Origin of the sequence: Mycobacterium kubicae, assembly GCF_015689175.1 — a bacterium.
Taxonomy (GTDB): domain Bacteria; phylum Actinomycetota; class Actinomycetes; order Mycobacteriales; family Mycobacteriaceae; genus Mycobacterium; species Mycobacterium kubicae.
In genome coordinates this window covers 5,401,657-5,424,567 of the sequence record NZ_CP065047.1, presented here as the reverse complement: position 1 = coordinate 5,424,567, position 22,911 = coordinate 5,401,657, and the positions used below count along the sequence as shown (strand labels likewise).

The following is a 22,911-nucleotide window of genomic DNA, read 5'->3' as shown; positions in this document are numbered from 1 at the left end:
TCAGCGGTGAATCCGCCACACCGGCTCGCCGCACTCGACCCCTTCGGCCACCAGCTGTCGCTTGAGCACCTTGAACGTTACGGTGCGGGGTAGCTCCGTGCTCACCCGCACATACGACGGCCATTGCTTGGGTCCGAGGTCTGGCTGCTCGGCCAGAAACGCCCGGAACTTGTCGGCGTCGAATTCCGCACCGGGCGCCAACACCAGCGCGGCCATCACCTGGTCGCCGACGACCGGATCGGGCACCGGGTACACCGCCACCTCGCTCACGCCTGCACAGCGTAGCAAGACCCGTTCGATGGGCGCGGTGCCGAGATTCTCCCCGTCCACCCGCATCCAATCACCCAGCCGGCCAGCGAAATACACGTATCCCGCGTCATCCCGGTATGCCAGATCCCCGCTGTGGTAAACGCCGCCGGCCATCCGCTCGGCCTCGGCCGCCTCGTCGTTGTAATAACCCTCGAAGCGGCCCCGCCCGGCGGTATTCACCACCTCGCCCACCACGCCGGCCGGGCACGGCTCACCGGTGTCGGGGTCGACAATGTCGATCCCGTCCGGCAACGGGCCCAGCGAGCCCGGCGGCGTGTCGGGGGTCCGGGCGATGGCTACCCCGCCCTCGGTGGAACCGAAGCCGTCCTGCACCACGCAGCCGAACCGGCGCGCGAACCGTTCGAGGTCAGCGGCCACCCCTTCGTTGCCATACACCGCGCGCAGCGGATTGTCCGCGTCGTCGGGTCGTTCGGGCGTGGCCAGCACGTAGGACAGCGGCTTGCCCACATAGTTGGCGTAGGTGGCGCCGTACCGGCGCACGTCCACCAGGAACTGCGACGCGGAGAACTTGCGCCGCAACGCCATCGAGCCGCGGCATGCCGCGGCCACCGCCCAGCCGACGAGCACGGCGTTGGAGTGGAACAGCGGCATCGACACGTAGCAGACGTCGTCGCGGCCGAGGGTAAAGCGCTGCGTCATGGTCGCCCCGGCGATCGCGACTTTGCTGTGACTGCACTTGACCGCCTTCGGGTCACCGCTGGTGCCCGAGGTGTAGATGAGCATGAAAAGGTCTGCCGGCGAAGCGGATTGGAATTGCACTTCGGCGTCGCGGTGTGCGCCAACCTCCTCGGCCCACGCGGCGGAGTCGACGTCGACGTGGTCGATGCCTTCGAACGTGACCGCCGATGCCGAGTCAGCCAGCACCACTTGGCAGTCGGCGTGCTCGATATCGCGGACCAGCGCCGCGCCACGGCGCACCGGGTTCAATCCCACCGGGATGATCCCCGACAGCCCGGCAGCGACCAGTACGGCCGAGAAGAACGGTGTGTTCTGCAGCAACACCCCGACATGTGGCGGACGCGCCGGGTCGAGCCGTTCGCGCAGTGCGGCGGCGATCGCGGCGCCGTGCCGCAGGTGCTCGCGCCAGCTGACGAAGGAGTCCTCGAAGTAGATTCCGCGGTCGTCGATCTCGGCCAGCGGCATCAGCAGCTTGGTGACGGTCAGGTCATCCATGGGCCGTCTCCCGCCGCCGCGACCGTGAAGCTGCCTTCACGTTCGAACATGAGCGTGCGCCTGGCTTCACGCTCGCCGGCCGATTAAGCGGGCGTCTCGGCCAGTTCACGGCCGATGCGGCGCAACTGCCCGGTAGCTCCGCCGAGGGCGAACTCGATCTCCTTGGCGGCCAGAAAGTAACGGTGCACCGGATGGTCGGTGTCCACCCCAACACCGCCGTGCACGTGCACGATGGTGTGCGCCACCCGATGTCCGGCGTCGGCCGCCCAGAACGCCGCACTGGCGACGTCGATGTCCGCGGGCACATCTTCTGACACCCGCCACGCCGCCTGCGTCAGCGTCAGCCGCAACCCTTTGACGTCGATATACCCGTCGGCCAGTCGCTGCGACACCGCCTGGAAAGAGCCGATCGGGCGGTCGAATTGCTCACGGGTGCGGGCATATTCGGCGGTCATCTGCAGGCCCCGCTCCAGCACGCCGAGCTGATAGGCGCTGCGGCCCAGCGTGGCAAGGGTACTCAGCCAGGTGACGACCTCGCCGCCGCCGACGCGGCGCGCACCGTCGACCGCAGTGCCGTCCAACGCCAGATGCCCGACGCTGCCCAATCCCGTCGTCTCCAGGGGGGTCACCGTAACCCCGGGGTCGGCGGCGGAGATCAGGAAAACCGCGGTGCCGGAATCGGTTTCAGCTGGCACCAGGAAAGCGTCCGCAACCGGACCGTACGCCACCTGGGTGCGCGACCCGGTGAGCCGGAAGCCGTCCCCGGCGCTGACGGCCTGCACCGGGCCTTCCCCCATCTCAGCCTCGAGTGCGACGGTGAGGACCTTCTCGCCCTTGACCGCAGGCACACCCCAGTCCTGTTGCAGCTCTTCGGAACCGAACCGGGCCAAGGCCCCCGAACCCAGCACCACCGACTCCAGGTACGGCACGGCGGCCAGCTGGTGGCCCAACGCGACCAGGATGGCAACCTGCTCGAGCCCGCCGAAGCCATCACCACCGAGCGCCGGCGCCGCCGCGGACGTCAGGATGTCGGAATCGACGAGCTTGCTCCACAGCTTGCGATCGAATCGTTGGTCCAGCCCGTCCAGCTCGCGGTGATGCTCGGGGGTGCACACCGAGTCGACGATGGTGTCCACCAGGCCACCGAGGTCGTGCGCGGCTTCGGTTGTCGTGAAATCCATGGTTACCAGTCCTTCTCGATGGTCAGCGGCTGGCCCGCGGCAACCCCAGCGCGACCATGCCGATGATGTCGCGCTGGACTTCGTTGGTTCCGCCGCCGAAAGTCAAGATCAGGCAGGCCCGGTGCATGCGCTCGACCCGGCCACGCAGCAGGGCTCCGGGGGAGTCCTGACGCAGTGTGGCTCCAGTGCCCAGCACCTCCATCAGCAACCGGTAAGCCTCGGTGGCCAACTCGGTGCCGTACACCTTGGCGGCCGACGCATCCGCCGGCGACAACGATTCGCTGTGCGACGACGACAGTTCCCAGTTGATCAGCTTGAGAACTTCCGCTTTGGCGTGCACCCGGGCCAGGTTGATCTGCACCCATTCCGAGTCGATGACTCGGGCACCGCCGAAATCTTTGGTGTTCTGCGCCCATTCGCGTACCTCGCGCAGCGCCAAGAAGATCGGTGCCGACGAGACCAGGGCGACGCGCTCATGGTTGAGCTGATTGGTCACCAGCTTCCAGCCGCCGTTCTCCTCACCGACCAGATTGGTCACCGGGACCCGCACATCGGAGTAGTAGGTGGCACTGGTGTCCGGACCGGCCATGGTATGCACCGGCGTCCAGGAGAAGCCCTCCGCGGTCGTCGGCACGACCAGCATGGATATCCCGCGGTGCTTCTTGGCCTCGGGGTTGGTGCGCACCGCCAGCCAGACCCAGTCGGCGTAGGCGATCAAGCTCGTCCACATCTTCTGGCCGTTGATCACGTAGTCATCGCCGTCGCGGACCGCGGTGGTGCGCAGGTTCGCCAGGTCGGTGCCCGCACCCGGCTCGGAGTAGCCGATCGAGAAGTGCAGTTCCCCGGCAGCGATCTTGGGCAGGAAGAACTTCTTCTGCTCGTCGGTGCCGAAGGCCATGATCGTCGGCGCCACGCTGTTGATGGTCAGAAACGGCACGGGCGCGCCGGCCAGGGCGGCCTCGTCGGTGAAGATCAGCGAGTCCATCGGCGAGCGGTCCTGGCCGCCGTACTCCTTGGGCCAGTTCAAGGTGAGCCAGCCGTCCTTGCCCATCTGCGCGACGGTCTCGCGGTAGACGTTGCCCGTTCCGTACTCGCCCTGCACCGAACTCAGGGCCTCGCGGCGCTCCGGCGTCATGAGCGTGGTGAAGTACGACCGCAGCTCGCGACGCAGCTCCTCCTGTTCAGGGGTGTAACTGATGCGCATGCTGCCGCCTCCGGTCAACCGATGTACACGTCGCCAGCCGCGATGAAGCACGCCGGCGGCTACCCATTCGTCATCCCGGTTGTAACACGTTCTAGTCTGGGAATCCAGCGACCGTATCGTCAGACGTACCGGAGCCCTAGGGTGTTGCTACATACTGATCCCCAGACGGATGAGTTGGACAAGGCGTGTTTCCTAACTCCCAGCCCTGGTTCAAGGAGGATGCCGTGCGAGTGAAAGTGGACCGTGACCGTTGCGAAGGTAACGCCGTATGCGTGGGAATCGCGCCGGATATCTTCGATCTGGACGACGAGGACTATGCGGTCGTGAAGACCGATCCGATACCCGCCGACCAGGAAAATCTGGCCGAGCAATCGATCGCCGAATGCCCTCGCGCCGCGCTGTTGCGCCAGGACTGACCCGCGCCTGACCTGAAACTAGAGGTATTCATAAATTGACTAGGCCAAATGGCAGCACCAACGTGACCGATCTGTCCGGAAAGGTCGCGGTGGTGACCGGCGCGGCCGCCGGTCTGGGCCGCGCCGAGGCGCTCGGCCTGGCCCGCCTGGGCGCCACCGTCGTCGTCAACGACATCGCCCAGGCCCTGGATGCCTCCGGCGTCATCGACGAAATCAACACGACCGGCGCCAAGGCGATCGCGGTGGCCGGTGACATCAGTCAGCGCGCCACCGCCGACGAACTCGTCGCCACCGCAGACGGGCTCGGCGGCCTGGACATCGTGATCAACAATGCCGGCATCACGCGCGACCGGATGCTGTTCAACATGAGCGACGAAGACTGGGACCAGGTCATCGCCGTGCACCTGCGCGGGCACTTTCTGCTCACCCGCAACGCCGCGACCTACTGGCGCAGCAAGGCCAAGGAAGCCGGCGGCTCGATTTTCGGGCGCATCGTCAACACCTCGTCCGAGGCAGGGCTGGTGGGCCCGGTCGGGCAGGCCAACTACGGCGCGGCCAAGGCGGGCATCATCGCCCTCACGCTTTCGGCCGCCCGCGCACTGGGCCGCTACGGGGTCTGCGCCAACGCGATCTGCCCGCGGGCCCGCACCGCCATGACCGCCGAGGTCTTCGGTGACGCCCCAGAAGTAGAGGAAGGCCAGATCGACCCGCTCTCGCCGGAGCATGTGGTGAACCTAGTCCAATTTCTGGCCTCTCCGGCGGCCGCGGAGGTCAACGGCCAGGTATTCATCGTGTACGGTCCACGCGTAACCCTGGTGGCCGCGCCGACCGCGGAGCATCAGTTCAGCGCCGAGGGCGCCGCGTGGGACCCGGCCCAATTGAGCGCGACCCTCCAGGAGTACTTTGCTGGCCGGGACCCAGAAGTGAACTTTGCCGCCACCGCTTTGATGGGTTAGTAGGCGTCGCCGGGGGGCCAGCGGACGCCTGCAAAACACCCCGCCAGCAGCTAGAACACGTGTCAGAAATGGAGCACAACAGGTGGCTTAACCAGCGAAATTAACGGTATGGCCGCAATATGCTGATCGTTGACACGGCGAAGTCGTTCTGAGTTAATATGAGCCGGCTCACACCCGAGCTACACGCGATCCCTGGTCGGGCACAGGGCATTCACAGACTTCGCCGCGAGCACAAGACGGGGGGACCGGGTTGATCCAACAGCTTGCCGTTCCGGCTCGCGCTGTCGGCGGATTCTTCGAGATGTCGATCGACGCGGCCCGCGCCACGTTCCGGAGGCCTTTCCAGTTCGGTGAATTTCTGGACCAGACGTGGATGATCGCTCGCGTGTCGCTGGTGCCGACCCTGCTGGTGTCCATCCCGTTCACCGTGCTGGTCGCCTTCACCCTCAACATCCTGCTGCGCGAGATCGGGGCGGCCGACTTGTCCGGCGCGGGAACGGCCTTCGGCACCATCACCCAGTTGGGTCCGGTGGTGACGGTGCTGGTGGTGGCCGGTGCCGGTGCCACCGCGATCTGCGCTGACCTGGGCGCGCGCACCATCCGCGAAGAGATTGACGCCATGCGGGTGCTGGGCATCGACCCGATCCAGAGGTTGGTGGTGCCCAGGGTGCTGGCGTCCACGGTGGTGGCGCTGCTGCTCAACGGTCTGGTGTGTGCGATCGGCCTGTCCGGCGGGTACGTGTTCTCCGTCTTTCTGCAGGGGGTCAACCCGGGCGCGTTCATCAACGGGCTGACGGTGCTGACCGGGTTGCGCGAACTGATCCTGGCCGAAGCGAAAGCGCTGTTGTTCGGGGTGATGGCCGGGTTGGTCGGGTGTTATCGCGGCCTGACGGTCAAGGGAGGACCGAAGGGCGTGGGCAACGCGGTCAACGAAACCGTCGTCTATGCGTTCATCTGCCTTTTCGTCATCAATGTGGTCATGACGGCCATCGGCGTACGCATCTCCTCGAAGTAACGGCCGGAGACGATGAAGCGATGGTGAGCAAAGGATGAGTTACGACGCCACAATCCGCATTCGTCGGTTCATGTCGAGGCTGCAAGGGCCCGTCGACAGCTTTGGCGAGCAGGCACTCTTCTACGGCGAAACACTGCGGTACGTCCCGAACGCGATCACCCGCTACCGCAAGGAGACGATCCGCAACGTCGCCGAGATGACACTGGGTGCCGGGGCGTTGGTGATGATCGGTGGCACCGTGGGCGTCGCGGCGTTCCTGACGCTGGCCTCCGGTGGTGTCATCGCGGTGCAGGGTTATTCGTCGCTGGGCAACATCGGCATCGAGGCGCTGACGGGCTTCTTGTCGGCGTTCCTCAACGTCCGGGTTGTCGCGCCGGTCATCGCCGGCATCGCGCTGGCCGCCACCATCGGCGCCGGGGCCACGGCCCAACTGGGCGCCATGCGAGTCTCCGAGGAGATCGACGCCGTCGAATCGATGGCCGTGCACTCGGTGTCCTACCTGGTGTCGACGCGCCTGATTGCGGGCCTGGTCGCGATCATTCCGCTGTACTCGCTGTCGGTGCTCGCCGCGTTCTTCGCGGCCCGCTTCACCACCGTGTTCATCAACGGGCAGTCCGCGGGCCTGTACGACCACTACTTCAATACGTTCTTGATCCCGTCGGACCTGCTGTGGTCGTTCGTGCAGGCCATCGTCATGTCGATCGCCGTGATGCTGGTGCACACCCACTACGGCTACAACGCCAGCGGCGGCCCGGTGGGCGTCGGCATCGCCGTCGGCCAGGCCGTGCGGACCTCACTGATCGTCGTCGTGGTCATCACGCTGTTCATTTCGCTGGCCGTTTACGGCTCGCAAGGCAACTTCAACCTCTCTGGGTAAGGACCCGCGAACCGACATGGCAAACACCGGATCTCGGCGCACCTCGGTGCGGGTGGCAGCAGCGCTGCTGGCCGGCCTGCTGGTGGCGTTCGCGGTGTTGACTTACCTGTCCTACACCGCGGCTTTCACCTCGACCGACACTGTCACCGTCTCCTCGCCGCGCGCCGGACTGGTGATGGAAAAAGGCGCGAAGGTCAAATTCCGCGGCATTCAGGTCGGCAAGGTCGAAGAGATCGCCTACAGCGGGGATCAGGCTCGGCTCACGCTGGCCGTCAACAGCGAGGACATGCACTTCATCCCGTCCAACGCGACCGTCCACCTGGCCGGCAACACCATCTTCGGCGCCAAGTCGGTGGAGTTCATTCCGCCCAAGACGCCGTCGGCAACGCCGTTGCGCCCCAACGCCCATGTAGAAGCATCCGCGGTGCAGTTGGAAGTCAACACGCTGTTCCAATCGCTCATCGACCTGCTGCACAAGGTCGACCCCGTCGAACTCAACGGAACGTTGAGCGCCCTGTCCGAAGGCCTGCGGGGCCACGGCGACGACCTGGGGGCGACGCTCGCCGGCCTGAATACCCTGACCCGCCAGGCCAACCCGAAGCTACCCACGCTGCAGGAAGACTTCCGCAAGGCCGGCATAGTGACCAACGTCTACGGCGACGCCGCGCCCGACCTCAACACGGTGTTCGCCAACCTGCCGACCATCAACAAAACCGTGGTGGATCAACAGCACAACCTCAACAACACGCTCCTGGCGACCATCGGCCTGGCCAACAACGTCTACGAAACGCTGGCACCGGCCGAACAGGATTTCATCGCCGCCATCAACCGCCTGCGCGCCCCGCTGAAGGTGACCGCCGACTACTCACCGGAATTCGGGTGCTTTTTCGCCGGGATCGATCGCGGCGTAAAGGAATTCGCCCCGCTGATCGGGGTCCGTAAAGCCGGTCTGTTCACGTCGTCGAGCTTCGTGCTGGGCGCGCCGTCCTACACGTATCCGGAGAATCTGCCCATCGTCAATGCCTCCGGTGGCCCGAACTGCCGGGGATTGCCTGACATCCCGACCAAGCAAACCGGCGGCTCGTTCTACCGGGCGCCCTTCCTGGTGACCGACAATGCCCTGGTCCCGTACGAGCCGTTCACCGAACTGCAGTTCGACGCACCCTCGACGTTGCAGTTCTTGTTCCACGGCGCCTTCGCGGAACGGGACGACTTCTGATGGCCGCCTCGGGCATGCCATCGCACCGGTCGATGGTCATCAAGGTCAGCGTCTTCGCCGCGGCGATGCTGCTGGTGTCGGCCGCACTGGTGGTGGTGTTCGGTGACTTCCGGTTCGGCTCGGAGAGCACCTACCACGCCACCTTCCTGGACGCCTCCCGGTTGAAGCCGGGCCAGAAGGTGCGCATCGCCGGTGTGCCCGTCGGCGCGGTGAAGGGCGTAAAGCTCAACCCGGACAACACGATTGACGTGGAGTTCGGCGTCGATCAGCGCTACACCCTGTACTCGTCGACGCGGGCGGTGATCCGCTACGAGAACCTGGTCGGCGACCGGTTCATGGAGATCACCTCGGGGCCGGGCGAACTGCGCAAGCTGCCGGCCGGGGGAACCATCAATTCCCAGCACACCCAGCCCGCGCTTGACCTCGACGCGCTGCTGGGCGGGCTCAAGCCGGTGCTCAAAGGCCTGGATGCGGACAAGATCAACACCATCAGCAGCGCCGTCATCGAGCTGCTGCAGGGCCAGGGCGGCGCGTTGAACAACGTGCTGGCCGACACCAGCGCCTTCTCCTCGACGCTGGCCAAACGTGATCAGCTGATCGGCGACGTGATCACCAACCTCAACACCGTTCTGGGCACCATCGACCAGCGCAGCGCCCAATTCACCACCAGCGTCGACCAGTTGCAGCAGCTGATCACCGGGCTGGCCAACAACAAGGACGCGATCGCCGGCGCCATTCCGCCGCTGGCCTCCACGACGACGGATTTGACCGAACTGCTGCGCAATTCGCGCCGTCCGTTACAAGCGACGTTGCAAGCCGTGCGCCCGCTGGCCACCGAGCTGGACAACCGCAAGGCCGAAGTCAACAACGACGTCGAGCAACTCGGCGAGGACTACCTACGGCTGTCCGCCCTCGGCGCCTACGGGTCGTTCTTCAACATCTACTTCTGCTCGGTGACGATCAAGATCAACGGGCCCGCCGGTAGCGACATCTTGATCCCCTTCGGCGGCCCGGTCGATCCCAGCAAGGGGAGGTGCACCTTTGCCAAACAGTAAGCAGGAACGTGATCCGCTGCGCACCGGCATCTTCGGCGTGGTGATAGTGGTGTGCGTCATGCTGGTCGCGTTCGGCTACAGCAAATTGCCCTTCTTCCCCCAAGGCAAGACCTACTTCGCCTACTTCTCCGACGCCGGCGGCATCAAACCCGGCAACTCGGTCCTGGTGTCCGGCTACAAAGTCGGCAAGGTCAACGAGGTCAGCCTGGCCGGGGACACCGCCAAGGTCACCTTCGACATCGACCGCAAAGTGGTCATCGGCGACCAATCGCTGGCCGCCATCCGCACCGACACCATCCTGGGCGAGCGCTCCATCTCCGTGAGCCCCGCCGGCGCCGGTCAGGCGACCACCATTCCGCTGAGCCGCACCACCACGCCGTACACCCTCAACGGCGCGCTGGAGGATCTCGGTCGCAACGCCACCAACCTCAACAAGCCGCAATTCGAGCAGGCCCTACGGGTCTTGACCGACACGCTGCACGACGCCACCCCGCAGCTGCGCGGCGCCCTGGACGGCGTGACGTCGCTGTCGCGCGCCCTGGACACCCGTGACGAGGCGTTACAGAGTCTGCTGGCACACGCCAAAAGCGTGACGGCGACACTGGCCGAACGCGCCGGTCAGGTCACCAAGCTGATCGACGACGGCAACGAGCTGTTCGCCGCCCTGGATGAACGGCGCGCGGCGTTGAGCGCGCTGATCTCGGGCATCGAAGGGGTCTCGACCCAGATCTCGGGATTCGTCGCCGACAACCGCAAGGAGTTCGGCCCGTCGCTGGGCAAGCTCAACCAGGTCATCAGCAACCTCAACGAGCGTCGTGACTACATCACCGAAGCGCTCAAGCGCCTGCCGTCGTACGCGACCACCCTGGGTGAAGTGGTCGGTTCCGGACCCGGCTTCAACGTCAACGTCTACGGTGCGATCCCGGCGCCGCTGGTGGCGACGATGTTCGACTTCTTCTACCAACCCAACAAGTTGCCCGCCAGCCTCGCCGACTACCTGCGCGGATTGATCCAGGAGCGGTGGATCATCAGGCCGAAGTCACCATGACGACCAAGCAACGGTTCGGCAGCAAGGGGCTGCGCACGGTCACCATCATCACGCTGGTCGCGGTGCTGGTGGGTGGTGCCTACGTCCTGTTCTCCGCCGGTGACAGCGGCCGCAAGATCACCGCCTACTTCACCTCCGCCGTCGGCATCTACCCCGGCGACGAGGTACGTGTTCTCGGAGTGCCGGTCGGCGAGATCGACACCATCGAACCGCGGCCCAATGACGTCAAGATCACCATGAATGTGTCCAAGGGCGTCAAGATTCCCCGCGACGCTCAAGCCGTCATGATGTCGCCGAACCTGGTGGCGGCGCGGTTCATTCAGCTCACCCCGGCCTACACCGGCGGGGCGGTGTTGCCCGACGATGCGAGCATTGACCTGTCGCGTACCGCGGTCCCGGTGGAATGGGACGAAGTCAAAGAGGCGCTGACCCAGCTCTCGGTGCAGCTCAGCCCGGCGGCGGGGGAGATGCAAGGACCGTTGGGGGCCGCGATCAACCAGGCCGCCGACACCTTGAACGGCAATGGCGACTCGTTCCACAACGCGCTGCGCGAGCTCTCCCAGGTCGCGGGCCGGCTGGGAGATTCCCGCAACGACATCTTCAGCACGGTGAAGAACCTGCAGATCCTGGTCGACGCGCTGGCCGCCAGCAACGAGCAGATCGTGCAGTTCGCCGGCCACGTCGCCTCGGTGTCGCAGGTGCTAGCGGACAGTTCGCGCAATCTCGACCACACCCTGGGCACCCTGAACCAGGCCCTGTCCGATGTCAGAGGGTTCTTGCACGAGAACAACTCGACGCTGATCGACACGGTCACCCAGCTCAGCGACTTCACCAAGACGTTGAGCGACCAAAGCGAGAACATCGAACAGGTGCTGCACGTCGCCGGTCCGGGCATCGCGAACTTCTACAACATCTACGACCCGGCGCAGGGCACCCTGAACGGGCTGCTGTCCTTGCCCAACTTCATGAATCCGGTCCAGTTCATCTGCGGCGGCTCCTTCGACACCGCGGGCGGGCCGTCGGCGCCGGACTACTTCCGGCGCGCCGAGCTGTGTCGCGAGCGGCTGGGGCCGGTGCTGCGGCGGCTGACCGTGAACTACCCGCCGATCATGTTCCACCCGCTGAACACGATCACGGCCTACAAGGGCCAGATCATCTACGACACGCCGGCGACGCAGGCCAAGGCGGCTACACCGGTTCCGGAGCTGACCTGGATACCCGCGAAACCCCAGCACCAGCAACCCGGACAGAGCAACGCGACGGATCTGCAGAACCTGCTTGTCCCGCAGGCTCCCGGTCCTCCGCCCGGGTACGGCCCGCTGCCCGGCCCCGCACCCGGTCCCGCGCCGAACGCGCCCGCCCCGGCGGCGAATGCGCCGGCACCGGGTCCCGCGCCGGGTCCAGCGCCGCTATTGCCGCTGCCCGCCGAGCAGGGAGCCGGCGGATGAAACGAATCTGTCTGCGCGCCGGCGTGTTAGCGGGTAGCAGCCTGCTCCTGGCGGGTTGCAACTTCACCGGGTTGAACTCCCTTGCGATGCCCGGCACCGAAGGTCACGGCAGCGGAGCCTACTCGATCACCGTCGAAGTGCCCGACGTGGCGACGCTGCCGCAGAACTCACCGGTGATGGTCGACGACGTGACGGTCGGCAGTGTCTCCGGCATCTCGGCCGAACAGCGCTCCGACGGATCGTTCTATGCCGCGGTGAAACTGGCGCTGGCCAAGAACGTGGTACTGCCGGCGAACGCGACAGCAAAGGTGTCCCAGACGTCGCTGCTGGGTTCGATGCATATCGAGTTGGCCGAACCCAAAGATCAACCGCCCAAAGGACGGCTGGCTGACGGTTCGCGGATCGCCGAGTCCCGCACCGGGCGTTCACCCACCACCGAAGAGGTGTTCTCCGCGCTCGGGGTGGTGGTCAACAAGGGCAATGTCGGTGCGCTGGAAGAGATCACCAACGAGACCTACCAAGCGGTCGCAGGCCGACAAGGCCAGTTCGTCGACCTGATGCCCCGGCTCGCGGAGCTGACCGCGGGGCTGAACAAACAGGTCAACGACATCATCTCCGCGATGGAGGGGCTGAACCGGTTCTCGGCGATCCTGGCGCGCGACAAGGACAACCTGGGCCGGGCGCTGGACACCCTGCCCGAAGCGATGCGGGTGCTGAACAAGAACCGCGACAACATCGTCGAAGCCTTTGCCGCACTGAAGAAGATGGCCATGGTGACCTCGAACGTGCTGGCCAAGACCAAGGTGGACTTCGCCGCCGACCTCAAAGACGCCTACTCGATCGTCAAGGCGCTCAGCGACAGTCGCAAGAACTTCGTCACCTCGATGCAGATCCTGTTGACGTTCCCGTTCCCCAACTTCGGCATCAAGCAGTCGGTGCGCGGTGACTACCTCAACGTGTTCACCACGTTTGACCTCACCTTGCGGCGCCTCGGTGAAACCTTCTTCACCACAGCCTATTTCGACCCGAACATGGCGCACATGGCCGAGATCCTCAACCCGCCGGACTTCTTGGTGGGCGAGATGGCCAACCTGTCCGGGCAAGCGGCCGACCCGTTCAAAATCCCGCCCGGCACGGCGGCAGGACAGTAGGGGCGGGAATGATCGACCGGCTCACCAAAATTCAGCTGACCATCTTCGCGGTGATCACCGTCATCACCTTGGCCGTCATGGCCATCTTCTACCTGCGTTTGCCCGCCACCTTCGGTGTCGGCACGTACGGGGTGAGCGCGGACTTCGTCGCGGGCGGTGGTCTGTACAAGAACGCCAACGTCACCTTCCGCGGTGTGGCCGTCGGACGGGTGGAGTCGGTGGGGTTGAACCACAACGGCGTCACCGCGCAGATGCGCCTGAACAGCGGCACCGCGATTCCGTCCAACGTCACCGCGACCGTCAAAAGTGTGTCGGCGATCGGTGAGCAGTACATCGACCTGGTACCGCCGGCCACTGCGGCCCCGGGAAAGTTGCGTAACGGGTCCAAGATCGACGTCAGGAACACCCGCATCGGCCAAGACGTCGCGGACTTGCTGCATCAGGCCGAGAAGCTGGTGAACAGCCTGGGCGACACCCGGCTGCGGGAGTTACTGCACGAGACGTTCGCGGCCACCAACGGGACCGGGCCGGAACTGGCCCGGCTCATCCAATCGGCCCGGTTGCTCATCGACGAGGCCAACACCAACTACCCGCAGGTGTCGCAGCTGATCGATCAGGCCGGCCCCTTCCTGCAAGCGCAGATCCGCGCCGGTGCCGACATCAGGACGCTGTCCGACGGGCTGGCGCGGTTCACCTCCGAGGTGCGACAGGCCGACCCCCAGCTGCGGGACACCCTGGCCACCGTGCCCGACGCGGTCGACGAGGCCAACACCGCGTTCTCCGGCATCCGCCCGTCGTTCCCGACGCTGGCGGCCAGCCTGGCCAACCTGGGCCGGGTCGGTGTCATCTACCACAAGAGCATCGAGCAATTGCTGGTGGTGTTTCCGGCGCTGTTCGCCGCGATCACCACCGCCGCCGGCGGTGAACCGCAGGACGAAGGCGCCAAGCTCGACTTCAAGCTCGACTTGAACGACCCGCCGCCATGCAACACCGGCTTCATCCCGCCGCCGCTGATCCGCTCGCCCGCCGACGAGACGGTGCGCGAGATTCCCAAAGACATGTACTGCAAGACCGCGCAGAACGACCCCAGCACGGTGCGCGGCGCGCGTAACTACCCGTGCCAGGAGTTCCCGGGCAAGCGGGCGCCCACCGTCCAGCTTTGCCGGGACCCCAAGGGCTACATTCCGACCGGCACCAACCCGTGGCGCGGTCCGCCGGTCCCGTACGGCACGCCGATGACGAATGGGCTCAACGTGTTGCCGCCCAACAAGTTCCCGTTCATACCGCCGGGTGCTGACCCGGACCCGGGCATCCCTATCGTCGGGCCGCCCCCGCCCGGGGTGACCCCCGGTCCGGGACCGGCGCCGCACCAACCGGCGTTTGTCCCGCCCCCGCCCAACGACAACGGGCCACCGCCGCCGTTCACGTCGTGGCAGCCGCCTGGGGTGCCGCCGGTGCCGCCGCAGCTTCCGTTCCCCAAGTACCTGCCGCCGCCCGGGCCGCCGACGGGTACCGGGCCGGAACCCGGACCGGCCCCAGGGCCCGCGCCCGGACCCGAACCGCAGGCCAGTGGCACCGCGTACAGCTTCTACGACCCGGCCACCGGTGCATTCAAGGACCCGGCGGGCGGCACTGGTATCTTCGCGTCCGGCATTGCCGGCGCATCCAGCGCCGAGAATTGGGTGGATCTGATGCTTGCTCCGAAGCCGTCTTAGTGGGTGATGTAGTGGCGACACAGCAAGCGGCGCCGCAACGGGTGCGTCGGCGGGCGTCACGCGCGGCGGGCCCCGCGAAGACCGAAACGACCGACACCGTCGCGGAAGCCACCGTCGCGATCGAGGCGCCGGCCGAGCCGACGCGCAAAGCCAAGCCGGCCAAACCGTCCAAGGGGCTGCGGCCGCCGCCGCGCCGCCCCGCGCACCGCCGCCTGGTCGCAGGGACCGCGGCGGCGGCCGCGGTGCTGGCGATCGCCGGGCTGACGGTCGGCCTGCTCGCCCTGATGGGACAACACCGCACCGCACACGCCCAGCAAGCCCGGGAGCAACGCTTCGTCGACACCGCGACGCAGACGGTCATCAACATGTTCAGCTACACGCCCGAGACCATCGACGAGTCGGTCAACCGGTTCGTCAACGGGACCAGCGGCCCGTTGCGCGGCATGCTCAGCGCCAACAACAACGTCGACAACCTCAAAGGGCTGTTCCGTTCGACCAACGCGACATCCGAGGCGGTCATCAACGGTGCCGCGCTGGAAGGTATCGACACCGTCACCGACAACGCGTCGGTGCTGGTTTCGGTGCGCGTGACGGTCGCTGATATCGACGGCGTCAACAAGCCGTCCATGCCGTACCGGTTGCGGGTCATCGTGCACGAGGACGACGCCACCGGACAGATGAGTGGCTACGACCTGAAATACCCTGACGGAGGCAACTAATGCGGTGGCCGCAGTGGCTGACCGCGTTTCTGGGCACCCTGGCTGTGCTCGTCATCGTGGGGTTATCGGCGGCCGGTGGGTGGTTCTACTGGGATCGGGTGGAGACCCGCGGCGAAGAGGCGGCGCGCGCGGAGTTGCCCAAGCTGGCCAAGGACCGGATCCCGCAAGTCTTCGCCTACGACTACCAGACCGTTGAACGCAGCCTGGCCGCCGTCTATCCGTTTCTGACGCCCGACTATCGGCAAGAGTTCCAGAAGAGCGCCAATGCGCAGATCATCCCGGAGGCCAAGAAGCGCGAGGTGGTGGTCCAGGCCAACGTCGTCGGCGTGGGAGTGATGGCCGCGCAACGCAATTCGGCGTCGGTGATGGTCTACATGAACCGCACCGTGACCGACAAGGCGCGACAACCGCTCTACGACGGCAGCCGGCTACGCGTCGACTTCAAACGCATCGACGGCAAGTGGCTGATCGCCTACATCACGCCCATCTAGTAGCACATCGCAATGCCGTTGCAGTACAACGGGTATCGCTCGATGGGGCTGGGCGGCGGGCCGGTCAGCTGCAACGAGAACGGCTGCTTCTTCATATCTGGTTGCAGACCACAGACCGCGCCGTGGATGGTGGTGTGGGTGCCGCTCATGGTCTCGTCGCTGAACGCATAGGTATCGGTGGTCGGGGCGGTTCCGCCGCCGGGGCATTCCACACCGTCCGACTTGTTTACCGTGAAAGTCCACAGCATGCTGGACATCCGCGCGCGGCCGCTGAAGTTCTGCAGCCTGTCGGTGCGGGTGGTCGGCCACTGCGGCGTTGCGCTGACAACGTTGAGCGCACAGTTGAACGCCTGCACGATGGGGTCGGAATAGTCATTCATGTTGCGGGTGCCGGAAGGTTGATCGCACAGCGCGGTGATTGTCCAGGTCACGTTGGACGCGCCGGGCTCGTTCAACGTGTAGGCGCCGTCCGCGGGCGGTCCCAGCGCGCGCGCCGGGTTGCCCGAATCGAGCGCGATGCCAAACGCGACGGCGGTGGCGACGCCGGCGCCGGCAGCCAATCCGCGACGGATCCTCACGTCGGTCCTCCCTTCCCGGCAAGCACTGCAACTGAGTATCACAGCGTTGCGCCGCGAACACCATGGGTTTGCCGACTAGACCTGCGCTTGCGGCTTGGATTCAGCGAGCGCGTCCAGGAACGACCGGGCCCAGCGGTCCACGTCGTGGGCGAGCACCTGGCGTCGCAGCGCGCGCATCCGGCGCCGCCCCTCTTCGTCGGACTGGTTGAGCGCCGCCTCGATCGCGTCCTTGACGCCGTTCAGGTCGTGCGGGTTGACCAGGTATGCCTGGCGCAGTTCGGCTGCGGCGCCGGTGAATTCGCTGAGCACCAGGGCCCCGCCCAGATCGCTGCGGCAGGCGACGTACTCCTTGGCCACCAGGTTCATCCCATCGCGGAGTGGGGTGACCAGCATGACGTCGCTGGCAACGAAGAACGCGATGAGCTCCTCGCGCGGCACGGGGCGGTGCAGGTAGTGCACGACGGGATGGCCGACCTCGCCGTATTCACCGTTGATGTGCCCGACTTCGCGTTCGATGTCGTGGCGCAGAATCTTGTAACTTTCCACCCGCTCGCGGCTCGGTGTGGCGAGCTGGATCAGGACGGTGTCGTCCCGCTTGGCGCGTCCTTCGGCGAGCAACTCGGAGAAGGCCTTCAACCGGACGTCGATGCCTTTGGTGTAGTCCAGCCGGTCTACCCCCAGCAGAACCTTGCGGGGATTGCCCAGCTCCGCGCGAATCTCCTTGGCCCGGCGCCTGATGTTGCGTTCGCGGGCCGCCTGGTCGAGCGCTTGGGAATCGATGGAGATGGGAAAGGCGCCCACCCGGACGCTGCGAGACGGCAGCTGCACCTCGCCGAATCGGGACCGCACGCCGACTGATCCGCGCGAGGTTTCCGCGCCGATGAGGCGTCGGGACAGGATCAGGAAGTTCTGGGCGCCGCCGGCGAGGTGGAAACCCACGAGGTCGGCGCCGAGCAGGCCCTCGATGATCTCGGTGCGCCAGGGCAGCTGCATGAACAGCTCGACCGGTGGGAAGGGGATGTGCAGGAAGAAACCGATGGTCAGGTCGGGCCGCAGGGTGCGCAGCATCTGCGGGACCAGTTGCAACTGGTAGTCCTGCACCCATACGGTCCCGCCTTCGGCGGCCGCGCGTGACGTGGCTTCGGCAAAGCGGCGGTTGACGTCGACGTAGCGGTCCCACCATTCGCGGTGGTAGATCGGTTTGACGATGACGTCGTGATACAGCGGCCACAGGGTGGCGTTCGAGAAGCCCTCGTAATACTCGGCGACATCGTCGGCGGACAGGCGCACCGGATGCAGGCGCAGGTCGTCCTGGATGATCGGCTCTTCGTCGGCGTCCACCACCCCCGGCCAGCCGATCCAGGCTCCGCGCCGTTTGCGCAGCAACGGCTCCAAGGCGGTGACCAGACCGCCGGGGCTGCGCTTCCAGGCGGTGGTGCCGTCGGGAAGTCGCTCTTGATCAACGGGCAGCCGGTTGGCGACCACCACGAAGTCGGAGTCGCCGAAGCCGCCGGCTTCCGAAGGTGAGGAGTCCGGGCTTCCCTTGCGAGCCATTAGCTCTCGTGCTTCGCCGGCCCAATACCGAGCATGGACAAGAAGACGCGGCACTCGTCGGCATCGTTGGCGTACGCGGCGACGACGCGCCTGGCCTGGCTGGCCGTGCTGTCGGCCAGCGGCTCGACGTCGCCGATGTCGCCGGGATCAGATTTGGTAGGCATCACACAACTTTATGCCAAGCGGCATGATCGGTGGTGAGTACCTGGCCTGGTCGCTGCGGCAACCCAGGCAAGGTGCTCTTACACACGGGCCGTAATGTGTAACGGAACGATGCTCCCAGGCGCGACGACCAAGGCAGGTGGGCGGTATGACACTCTCCGATGCGGCCGATGCTCAAACCGGCAACGCTGACCGCCCCGAAATGGTGTCCTACGAAACGCTGGACGAGGGACGCATCGCCCGAATCTGGTTGAACCGGCCCGACGCCCACAACGCCCAGAACCGCACGCTGCTTGTCCAGCTGGACGAGGCGTTCCTGCGCGCCGAGGCCGATGACACCGTGCGGGTGGTGATCCTGGCGGCGCGGGGCAAGAACTTCTCCGCCGGCCACGATCTGGGATCCGAGGAGGCGATGCTGGAGCGCAAACCCGGCCCCACCCAGCATCCGACCTTCCGCTCGCACGGCGCCACTCTGGAGCCGATCATCGAGAAGCTGTATCACCAGGAATGGCACTTCTTCTTCGAAAACACCTGCCGCTGGCGGGATCTACGCAAGATCACGATCGCTCAGGTGCAGGGCAACGCGATCTCGGCCGGTCTGATGCTGATCTGGGCGTGTGACTTGATCGTGGCCGCCGACAACGCCAAGTTCAGCGACGTCGTGGCGGTCCGGCTGGGCATGCCCGGGGTCGAATACTATGCCCACCCTTGGGAATTCGGGCCGCGTAAGGCCAAAGAGCTGCTGCTGACCGGTGATTCGCTGGACGCAGACGAGGCTTACCGATTGGGCATGGTGTCCAAGGTGTTTCCGGTCGACGAGCTGGCGGACAAGACGCTGGAGTTCGCGCGGCGCATCGCCGAGCGGCCCACCATGGCTTCCCTACTGGTGAAGGCGTCGGTCAATGCCGCCTCCGATGCCATGGGGTTCACCGAGGCGCTGCGGCACGCCTTCCACGTCCACGAGCTCGGTCACGCCCACTGGGCGGCGCACAACGAGAACAGGTTCCCCGTCGGTTTGCCGCCTGACGTCGAGGATTGGCGCACCGCCAAGCCGACGAAGGTGGCGCGGCGCGACACGCCCTAGCGCGGAGGCCCTGAGTCACAGCTGTCACACCCGCCTCTCGACCGGGAGGTGTCTGATTTGCCCGCCTCCCAGCGACAAATGAGGACCCGCGCGCCCGTCGCCCCGCGTTGTCGCTGTGAGGCGGGCAAATCGTCACTCCCCCGAGTCAGCGACGCATGATGCTGGTGTGACTCCCTGGGCGATCGTGTGCAGCTAGTCGGGTCAGGACGGCGGTGCCGCCCGGTTCCCCCGCATGGTTCGATGGCTAGAACCTGTTTCAGTTTCTTTCCGTGAGGGGCAAGCAGTGCAGCTTACTTTTCAGGACCGCACCTACCTGATCACCGGCGGTGGCAGCGGTATCGGCAAGGGGGTGGCAGCCGGTCTGGTCGCGGCCGGAGCCTCCGTCATGATCGTCGGCCGCAATCCCGACCGGTTGGCCTCCGCGGTCAAAGACCTCGAGCCGTTGGCCGCCAACGGCGGCGCGGTCCGTTACGAGCCGACCGACGTCACCAACGAGGACGAGGTGACCCGCGCGGTCGACGCCGCGACGGCATGGCATGGCCGGCTGCATGGGACGGTGCACTGCGCCGGTGGGTCGCTGACCGTCGGCCCGATCACCCATACCGACTCCGAAGCGTGGCGGCGCACCGTCGACCTCAATGTCAACGGCACCATGTACGTGCTCAAGCACGCCGCACGGGAACTGGTGCGTGGCGGTGGCGGCTCGTTCGTCGGGATCTCGTCCATTGCGGCCAGCAACACCCACCGCTGGTTCGGCCCTTACGGTGTCACCAAGTCGGCCATCGACCACATGATGCAGTTGGCCGCCGACGAACTCGGGCCATCATGGGTGCGGGTCAACAGCATTCGTCCCGGCCTGATTCGCACCGATCTGGTCGAAGCGAGCGTGATCCAGTCGCCGGAGATCAGCGGCGACTACGCCCTGTGCACCCCGCTGCCCCGGGTGGGCGAGGTGGAGGACGTCGCCAACCTTGCCCTGTTCTTGCTCAGCGACGCCGCCAACTGGATCACCGGCCAATGCATCAACGTCGACGGCGGCCTCATCTTGCGGCGCGGCCCCGACTACTCCTCGATGATGGAGCAGATGTTCGGTGCCGACGCGTTACGCGGAGTGGTGTGAGATGCAGCGGCTGGAGGGCCAGCGCATCCTGGTGACCGGCGCCGGGTCGGGCATCGGTCAGGCCACCGCGTTGCGGTTGTTGGCCGAGGGCGCCTCGGTGGTGGGCGCCGACATCGCTACCGACGGCCTCGAGGCCACCGGGGCGCGCGCGCAGGAGGGCGCTGACCGGTTCACCGCACTGCGAATGGACGTCGCCGACGAGCAGACCGTCGTCGACGGCGTGCGCTCCGCCGTCGAGATCCTCGGCGGGCTGGATTCGCTGGTCAACGCCGCCGGCATGTTGCGTGCCGCGCACACCCATCAGACCAGCAGCGAACAGTGGAACCAGATCATCGCCGTCAATCTCACCGGCACTTTTCTGGTGGTTCGCGAGGCGCTGCCGTCGCTGCTGGACAATCCGCGCAGCGCCATCGTCAACTTCAGCTCCACCTCGGCGTCGTTCGCGCATCCGTACATGGCGGCCTATGCCGCGAGCAAGGGCGGGGTGCAGGCCTTCACCCACTCCCTCGCGCTGGAATACGCCGGCCGGGGATTACGTGCGGTGTGCGTGGCGCCGGGCAGCATCAAGTCCGGCATCACCGATGCCACCGGCGGCTACATCCCGCACGACGCCGACTGGAAGTTGTTCACCCGGCTGATGCCGATCCTGCCCACCACGGTGCAGTCCAGCGGCACCGGGATGGCCGACCCGGCAGTGGTCGCCGGCGTCATCGCCATGCTGTTGTCCGAGGACGGCGCCTTCATCACCGGCACCGAGATCCGCATCGACGGGGGCACGCACGCCTAGTTGACGCAGGGCACCCCGCCGCCGGTCACCGGCTTGCCTTCATCCGGCGTCGGATAGGTGGTCGTGGTGCCGTTGTAGTAGTAGGTGTTCGGCTTGCTCGTCGTGGTGGTCGTCGTGGTGGTTGTGGTTTCTTCCGCCTCCGGCAGCGCGAAGTTGGTGTCCACCACCACCCGGACATGACCGGGTTCCAGGTTCGAGTTGAGTTGTGCCGGGGAGTCGATGCTGAGCAGGTTGGCCACGTTCTGGGCGTCGGTCTGCGCCCCGGGACCGTACTGAACAGTGGTGGTCGACGGATCCCCTGAGTTGCGGTCGCGGACCGTGCCCGCGGTGAAACCCTGCTTGCGCAGGGCGGTGGACACCTGCGTCGCCATGCCGCTGATGCTGCCGGCGTTGATGACGTCGACGACGGTGTTGGGACTGGGCTTGGCGACCGTCGTCGTGGGGGCCGAGGTGGGCGGGGCGGTACCGATCGCCGCCGCGATCTCTGCCTTGATCGCCGCCGGGTCGACGATGTTGACGTCCAGGCCGTCGATGTTGTCGTAACGCACCACCGGCAGGGTCCGGAATTCCACGCTCCCGCCGGCCAATTCGCCCATCCGGCGGAACAGCCCCTCGTCCCACCCGGCCGACAGGACAACGTCTTTGCGCGCCACCGCCATCAGGCTGTTGAGCCGGTCCAGGTTGGTGAAGGTGCCCGAATCCTGCAGGTCGTGCATGACCGACGACAGGAAGGCCTGCTGGCGGTGCGTGCGGTCGAGGTCTCCGTTCTCCAGGCCATGGCGCTGGCGGACGAAAGCCAGCGCTTGAGAGGCGTTCAACCGCTGCCGTCCGGCCGGAAAATCCGCACCCGAATACGAGTCGTAGACCGGGTGATTGAGGCACACCTCGACGCCGCCCAGAGTTTGGGCCATGTCGTAGAAACCGGCCAAGTTGACCTCGGCGAAGTAGTCGATCGGGACGCCGGTCAACGCCCGCACCGCGCGCAACGTAGCGGCCCGGCCGGCTTCGCGGCCGCGCATCTCCAGTTCCCGTTGGCTACTGACGCCCTCGTTGGCCAGGCGCTGCGCGACGTACTGTTTGGTCAGCCCGTACGCCTCTTTGATCTTGATGTGGTTGTATCCCGGGACACCGTTGAAGGAAACCCAGTCATCGCGGGGAATGGAGAAGGCGACCACTTTGCCGTCGGCCCCGACGTGCACGAGTATCAGGGTGTTGGTGTTGTAGCCGCCGTCGTCGGAGTCCCCTGCGTGCAACTGTTTTAACACCGACCAGGGCAGGTCGTTGCCTTCCTGGTCTTTTCGTGAATCCAGGCCGATGAGCAAGATGTTCATGTTGTTGCCGCTGGACCGTGGATCTTCCGGAGTCAGGGCCTGGGAAATGGTGATGCCGCCCAGCGCGCCGTGCGCGACGTAGTACCCGGCTCCCGTCATACCCACGGCAACCAGCGACACCAGCGTCATGAAGCCGCGGGTCACGCCTTTGCGAACCCGGGACGGCTCGCGGCGAGCGCGAAGGCGGTGCGCACCGCCCGAGCGCGCCATCACCTGTCCCGACGAACCACCAGCAAACCTGCCGACGCCCGGCCGGCGGTTTGCGGTGATGTCGCTTGTTGCATGCGGTCTAGTATG

Annotated in this window: 22 protein-coding genes; 15 read left to right on the top strand and 7 right to left on the bottom strand. The window is 66.1% G+C overall.

What is annotated here, in order from left to right:
- The 3 genes from fadD17 to I2456_RS25345 all read right to left on the bottom strand — a co-directional run bounded on the left by fadD17 (position 1) and on the right by I2456_RS25345 (position 3,888).
- Positions 1 to 1,503 (bottom strand): long-chain-fatty-acid--CoA ligase FadD17, encoded by a 1,503-nt coding sequence (fadD17, locus tag I2456_RS25355; protein WP_085072610.1) that lies wholly within the window; start codon positions 1,501 to 1,503, stop codon positions 1 to 3.
- Positions 1,504 to 1,586: 83 nt separating this feature from the next.
- On the bottom strand, positions 1,587 to 2,684 hold the full coding sequence (locus I2456_RS25350; protein ID WP_085072611.1) for an acyl-CoA dehydrogenase family protein: 1,098 nt from the start codon (positions 2,682 to 2,684) through the stop codon (positions 1,587 to 1,589).
- Between the two features lie 22 nt (positions 2,685 to 2,706).
- Positions 2,707 to 3,888: an acyl-CoA dehydrogenase gene (locus tag I2456_RS25345; RefSeq protein ID WP_068025898.1), complete on the bottom strand. Its 1,182-nt coding sequence runs from the start codon at positions 3,886 to 3,888 to the stop codon at positions 2,707 to 2,709.
- A gap of 224 nt (positions 3,889 to 4,112) precedes the next feature.
- Between I2456_RS25345 and I2456_RS25340 the strand changes: the two genes are divergently transcribed.
- From I2456_RS25340 to I2456_RS25285, 12 genes are all read left to right on the top strand, one after another.
- A complete protein-coding gene (locus I2456_RS25340) occupies positions 4,113 to 4,304 on the top strand; it encodes a ferredoxin (RefSeq protein WP_085072627.1) in 192 nt (63 codons plus the stop codon).
- A 26-nt stretch (positions 4,305 to 4,330) separates the two neighbouring features.
- Complete coding sequence (locus tag I2456_RS25335) at positions 4,331 to 5,260, top strand: 3-oxoacyl-ACP reductase (protein WP_174814249.1); 930 nt, start codon at positions 4,331 to 4,333, stop codon at positions 5,258 to 5,260.
- Between the two features lie 250 nt (positions 5,261 to 5,510).
- Positions 5,511 to 6,275: an MlaE family ABC transporter permease gene (locus tag I2456_RS25330; RefSeq protein WP_085072613.1), complete on the top strand. Its 765-nt coding sequence runs from the start codon at positions 5,511 to 5,513 to the stop codon at positions 6,273 to 6,275.
- A 34-nt stretch (positions 6,276 to 6,309) separates the two neighbouring features.
- Positions 6,310 to 7,152 (top strand): MlaE family ABC transporter permease, encoded by an 843-nt coding sequence (locus I2456_RS25325; protein ID WP_085072614.1) that lies wholly within the window; start codon positions 6,310 to 6,312, stop codon positions 7,150 to 7,152.
- A gap of 16 nt (positions 7,153 to 7,168) precedes the next feature.
- Positions 7,169 to 8,371, top strand: a complete 1,203-nt coding sequence (locus tag I2456_RS25320; protein WP_085072615.1) for a virulence factor Mce family protein — start codon at positions 7,169 to 7,171, stop codon at positions 8,369 to 8,371.
- Positions 8,371 to 9,426 carry an MCE family protein gene (locus I2456_RS25315; RefSeq protein WP_085072616.1) on the top strand — a complete coding sequence of 352 codons (1,056 nt, stop codon included), beginning with the start codon at positions 8,371 to 8,373 and terminating at the stop codon, positions 9,424 to 9,426. Before I2456_RS25320 ends, I2456_RS25315 begins: the two co-directional genes overlap by 1 nt.
- A complete protein-coding gene (locus I2456_RS25310) occupies positions 9,413 to 10,474 on the top strand; it encodes a virulence factor Mce family protein (protein ID WP_139822971.1) in 1,062 nt (353 codons plus the stop codon). The genes I2456_RS25315 and I2456_RS25310 overlap by 14 nt, the downstream gene beginning before the upstream one ends.
- The gene (locus tag I2456_RS25305) at positions 10,471 to 11,922 is read left to right on the top strand and encodes a virulence factor Mce family protein (protein ID WP_085072629.1); all 1,452 of its coding nucleotides are present in this window, start codon (positions 10,471 to 10,473) and stop codon (positions 11,920 to 11,922) included. The genes I2456_RS25310 and I2456_RS25305 overlap by 4 nt, the downstream gene beginning before the upstream one ends.
- Positions 11,919 to 13,073, top strand: a complete 1,155-nt coding sequence (locus tag I2456_RS25300; protein WP_068155839.1) for a virulence factor Mce family protein — start codon at positions 11,919 to 11,921, stop codon at positions 13,071 to 13,073. Before I2456_RS25305 ends, I2456_RS25300 begins: the two co-directional genes overlap by 4 nt.
- An 8-nt stretch (positions 13,074 to 13,081) precedes the next feature.
- Positions 13,082 to 14,788: a virulence factor Mce family protein gene (locus I2456_RS25295; RefSeq protein ID WP_085072617.1), complete on the top strand. Its 1,707-nt coding sequence runs from the start codon at positions 13,082 to 13,084 to the stop codon at positions 14,786 to 14,788.
- Positions 14,788 to 15,507 (top strand): mammalian cell entry protein, encoded by a 720-nt coding sequence (locus tag I2456_RS25290; RefSeq protein WP_085072618.1) that lies wholly within the window; start codon positions 14,788 to 14,790, stop codon positions 15,505 to 15,507. The genes I2456_RS25295 and I2456_RS25290 overlap by 1 nt, the downstream gene beginning before the upstream one ends.
- Positions 15,507 to 15,998, top strand: a complete 492-nt coding sequence (locus I2456_RS25285; protein ID WP_068025925.1) for a mammalian cell entry protein — start codon at positions 15,507 to 15,509, stop codon at positions 15,996 to 15,998. Before I2456_RS25290 ends, I2456_RS25285 begins: the two co-directional genes overlap by 1 nt.
- On the opposite strand, the gene I2456_RS25280 is transcribed toward I2456_RS25285, so the two are convergent.
- From I2456_RS25280 to I2456_RS25270, 3 genes are all read right to left on the bottom strand, one after another.
- Positions 15,995 to 16,576 (bottom strand): hypothetical protein, encoded by a 582-nt coding sequence (locus I2456_RS25280; protein WP_068025929.1) that lies wholly within the window; start codon positions 16,574 to 16,576, stop codon positions 15,995 to 15,997. The genes I2456_RS25285 and I2456_RS25280 overlap by 4 nt on opposite strands.
- Before the next feature lie 75 nt (positions 16,577 to 16,651).
- Positions 16,652 to 18,130 carry an alpha,alpha-trehalose-phosphate synthase (UDP-forming) gene (locus tag I2456_RS25275; protein WP_085072619.1) on the bottom strand — a complete coding sequence of 493 codons (1,479 nt, stop codon included), beginning with the start codon at positions 18,128 to 18,130 and terminating at the stop codon, positions 16,652 to 16,654.
- A complete protein-coding gene (locus I2456_RS25270; protein WP_116645546.1) occupies positions 18,130 to 18,294 on the bottom strand; it encodes a hypothetical protein in 165 nt (54 codons plus the stop codon). The genes I2456_RS25275 and I2456_RS25270 overlap by 1 nt, the downstream gene beginning before the upstream one ends.
- Positions 18,295 to 18,440: 146 nt before the next feature.
- On the opposite strand from I2456_RS25270, the gene I2456_RS25265 reads away from it, so the two are divergent.
- The 3 genes from I2456_RS25265 (at position 18,441) to I2456_RS25255 (ending at position 21,283) form a co-directional block, all read left to right on the top strand.
- A complete protein-coding gene (locus tag I2456_RS25265) occupies positions 18,441 to 19,376 on the top strand; it encodes an enoyl-CoA hydratase (protein WP_068025934.1) in 936 nt (311 codons plus the stop codon).
- A 283-nt stretch (positions 19,377 to 19,659) separates the two neighbouring features.
- A complete protein-coding gene (locus tag I2456_RS25260) occupies positions 19,660 to 20,496 on the top strand; it encodes an SDR family oxidoreductase (protein ID WP_085072620.1) in 837 nt (278 codons plus the stop codon).
- A 1-nt stretch (position 20,497) separates the two neighbouring features.
- Complete coding sequence (locus tag I2456_RS25255) at positions 20,498 to 21,283, top strand: SDR family NAD(P)-dependent oxidoreductase (RefSeq protein ID WP_068025940.1); 786 nt, start codon at positions 20,498 to 20,500, stop codon at positions 21,281 to 21,283.
- Here I2456_RS25255 and I2456_RS25250 read toward each other — a convergent pair.
- Positions 21,280 to 22,824, bottom strand: coding sequence for an LCP family protein (locus I2456_RS25250; protein ID WP_068164001.1), 1,545 nt, complete (start codon positions 22,822 to 22,824; stop codon positions 21,280 to 21,282). The two genes, I2456_RS25255 and I2456_RS25250, sit on opposite strands and share 4 nt — an antisense overlap.
- Positions 22,825 to 22,911 lie beyond the last annotated feature (87 nt).

Coding starts and splice junctions, on each gene's coding strand:
- I2456_RS25320 (WP_085072615.1), top strand. CDS start 7,169: ATGGCAAACACCGGATCTCGGCGCACCTCGGTGCGGGTGGCAGCAGCG.
- I2456_RS25250 (WP_068164001.1), bottom strand. CDS start 22,824: ATGGCGCGCTCGGGCGGTGCGCACCGCCTTCGCGCTCGCCGCGAGCCG.
- I2456_RS25350 (WP_085072611.1), bottom strand. CDS start 2,684: ATGGATTTCACGACAACCGAAGCCGCGCACGACCTCGGTGGCCTGGTG.
- I2456_RS25275 (WP_085072619.1), bottom strand. CDS start 18,130: ATGGCTCGCAAGGGAAGCCCGGACTCCTCACCTTCGGAAGCCGGCGGC.
- I2456_RS25305 (WP_085072629.1), top strand. CDS start 10,471: ATGACGACCAAGCAACGGTTCGGCAGCAAGGGGCTGCGCACGGTCACC.
- I2456_RS25285 (WP_068025925.1), top strand. CDS start 15,507: ATGCGGTGGCCGCAGTGGCTGACCGCGTTTCTGGGCACCCTGGCTGTG.
- I2456_RS25270 (WP_116645546.1), bottom strand. CDS start 18,294: ATGCCTACCAAATCTGATCCCGGCGACATCGGCGACGTCGAGCCGCTG.
- fadD17 (WP_085072610.1), bottom strand. CDS start 1,503: ATGGATGACCTGACCGTCACCAAGCTGCTGATGCCGCTGGCCGAGATC.
- I2456_RS25300 (WP_068155839.1), top strand. CDS start 11,919: ATGAAACGAATCTGTCTGCGCGCCGGCGTGTTAGCGGGTAGCAGCCTG.
- I2456_RS25265 (WP_068025934.1), top strand. CDS start 18,441: ATGACACTCTCCGATGCGGCCGATGCTCAAACCGGCAACGCTGACCGC.
- I2456_RS25295 (WP_085072617.1), top strand. CDS start 13,082: ATGATCGACCGGCTCACCAAAATTCAGCTGACCATCTTCGCGGTGATC.
- I2456_RS25325 (WP_085072614.1), top strand. CDS start 6,310: ATGAGTTACGACGCCACAATCCGCATTCGTCGGTTCATGTCGAGGCTG.
- I2456_RS25345 (WP_068025898.1), bottom strand. CDS start 3,888: ATGCGCATCAGTTACACCCCTGAACAGGAGGAGCTGCGTCGCGAGCTG.
- I2456_RS25315 (WP_085072616.1), top strand. CDS start 8,371: ATGGCCGCCTCGGGCATGCCATCGCACCGGTCGATGGTCATCAAGGTC.
- I2456_RS25255 (WP_068025940.1), top strand. CDS start 20,498: ATGCAGCGGCTGGAGGGCCAGCGCATCCTGGTGACCGGCGCCGGGTCG.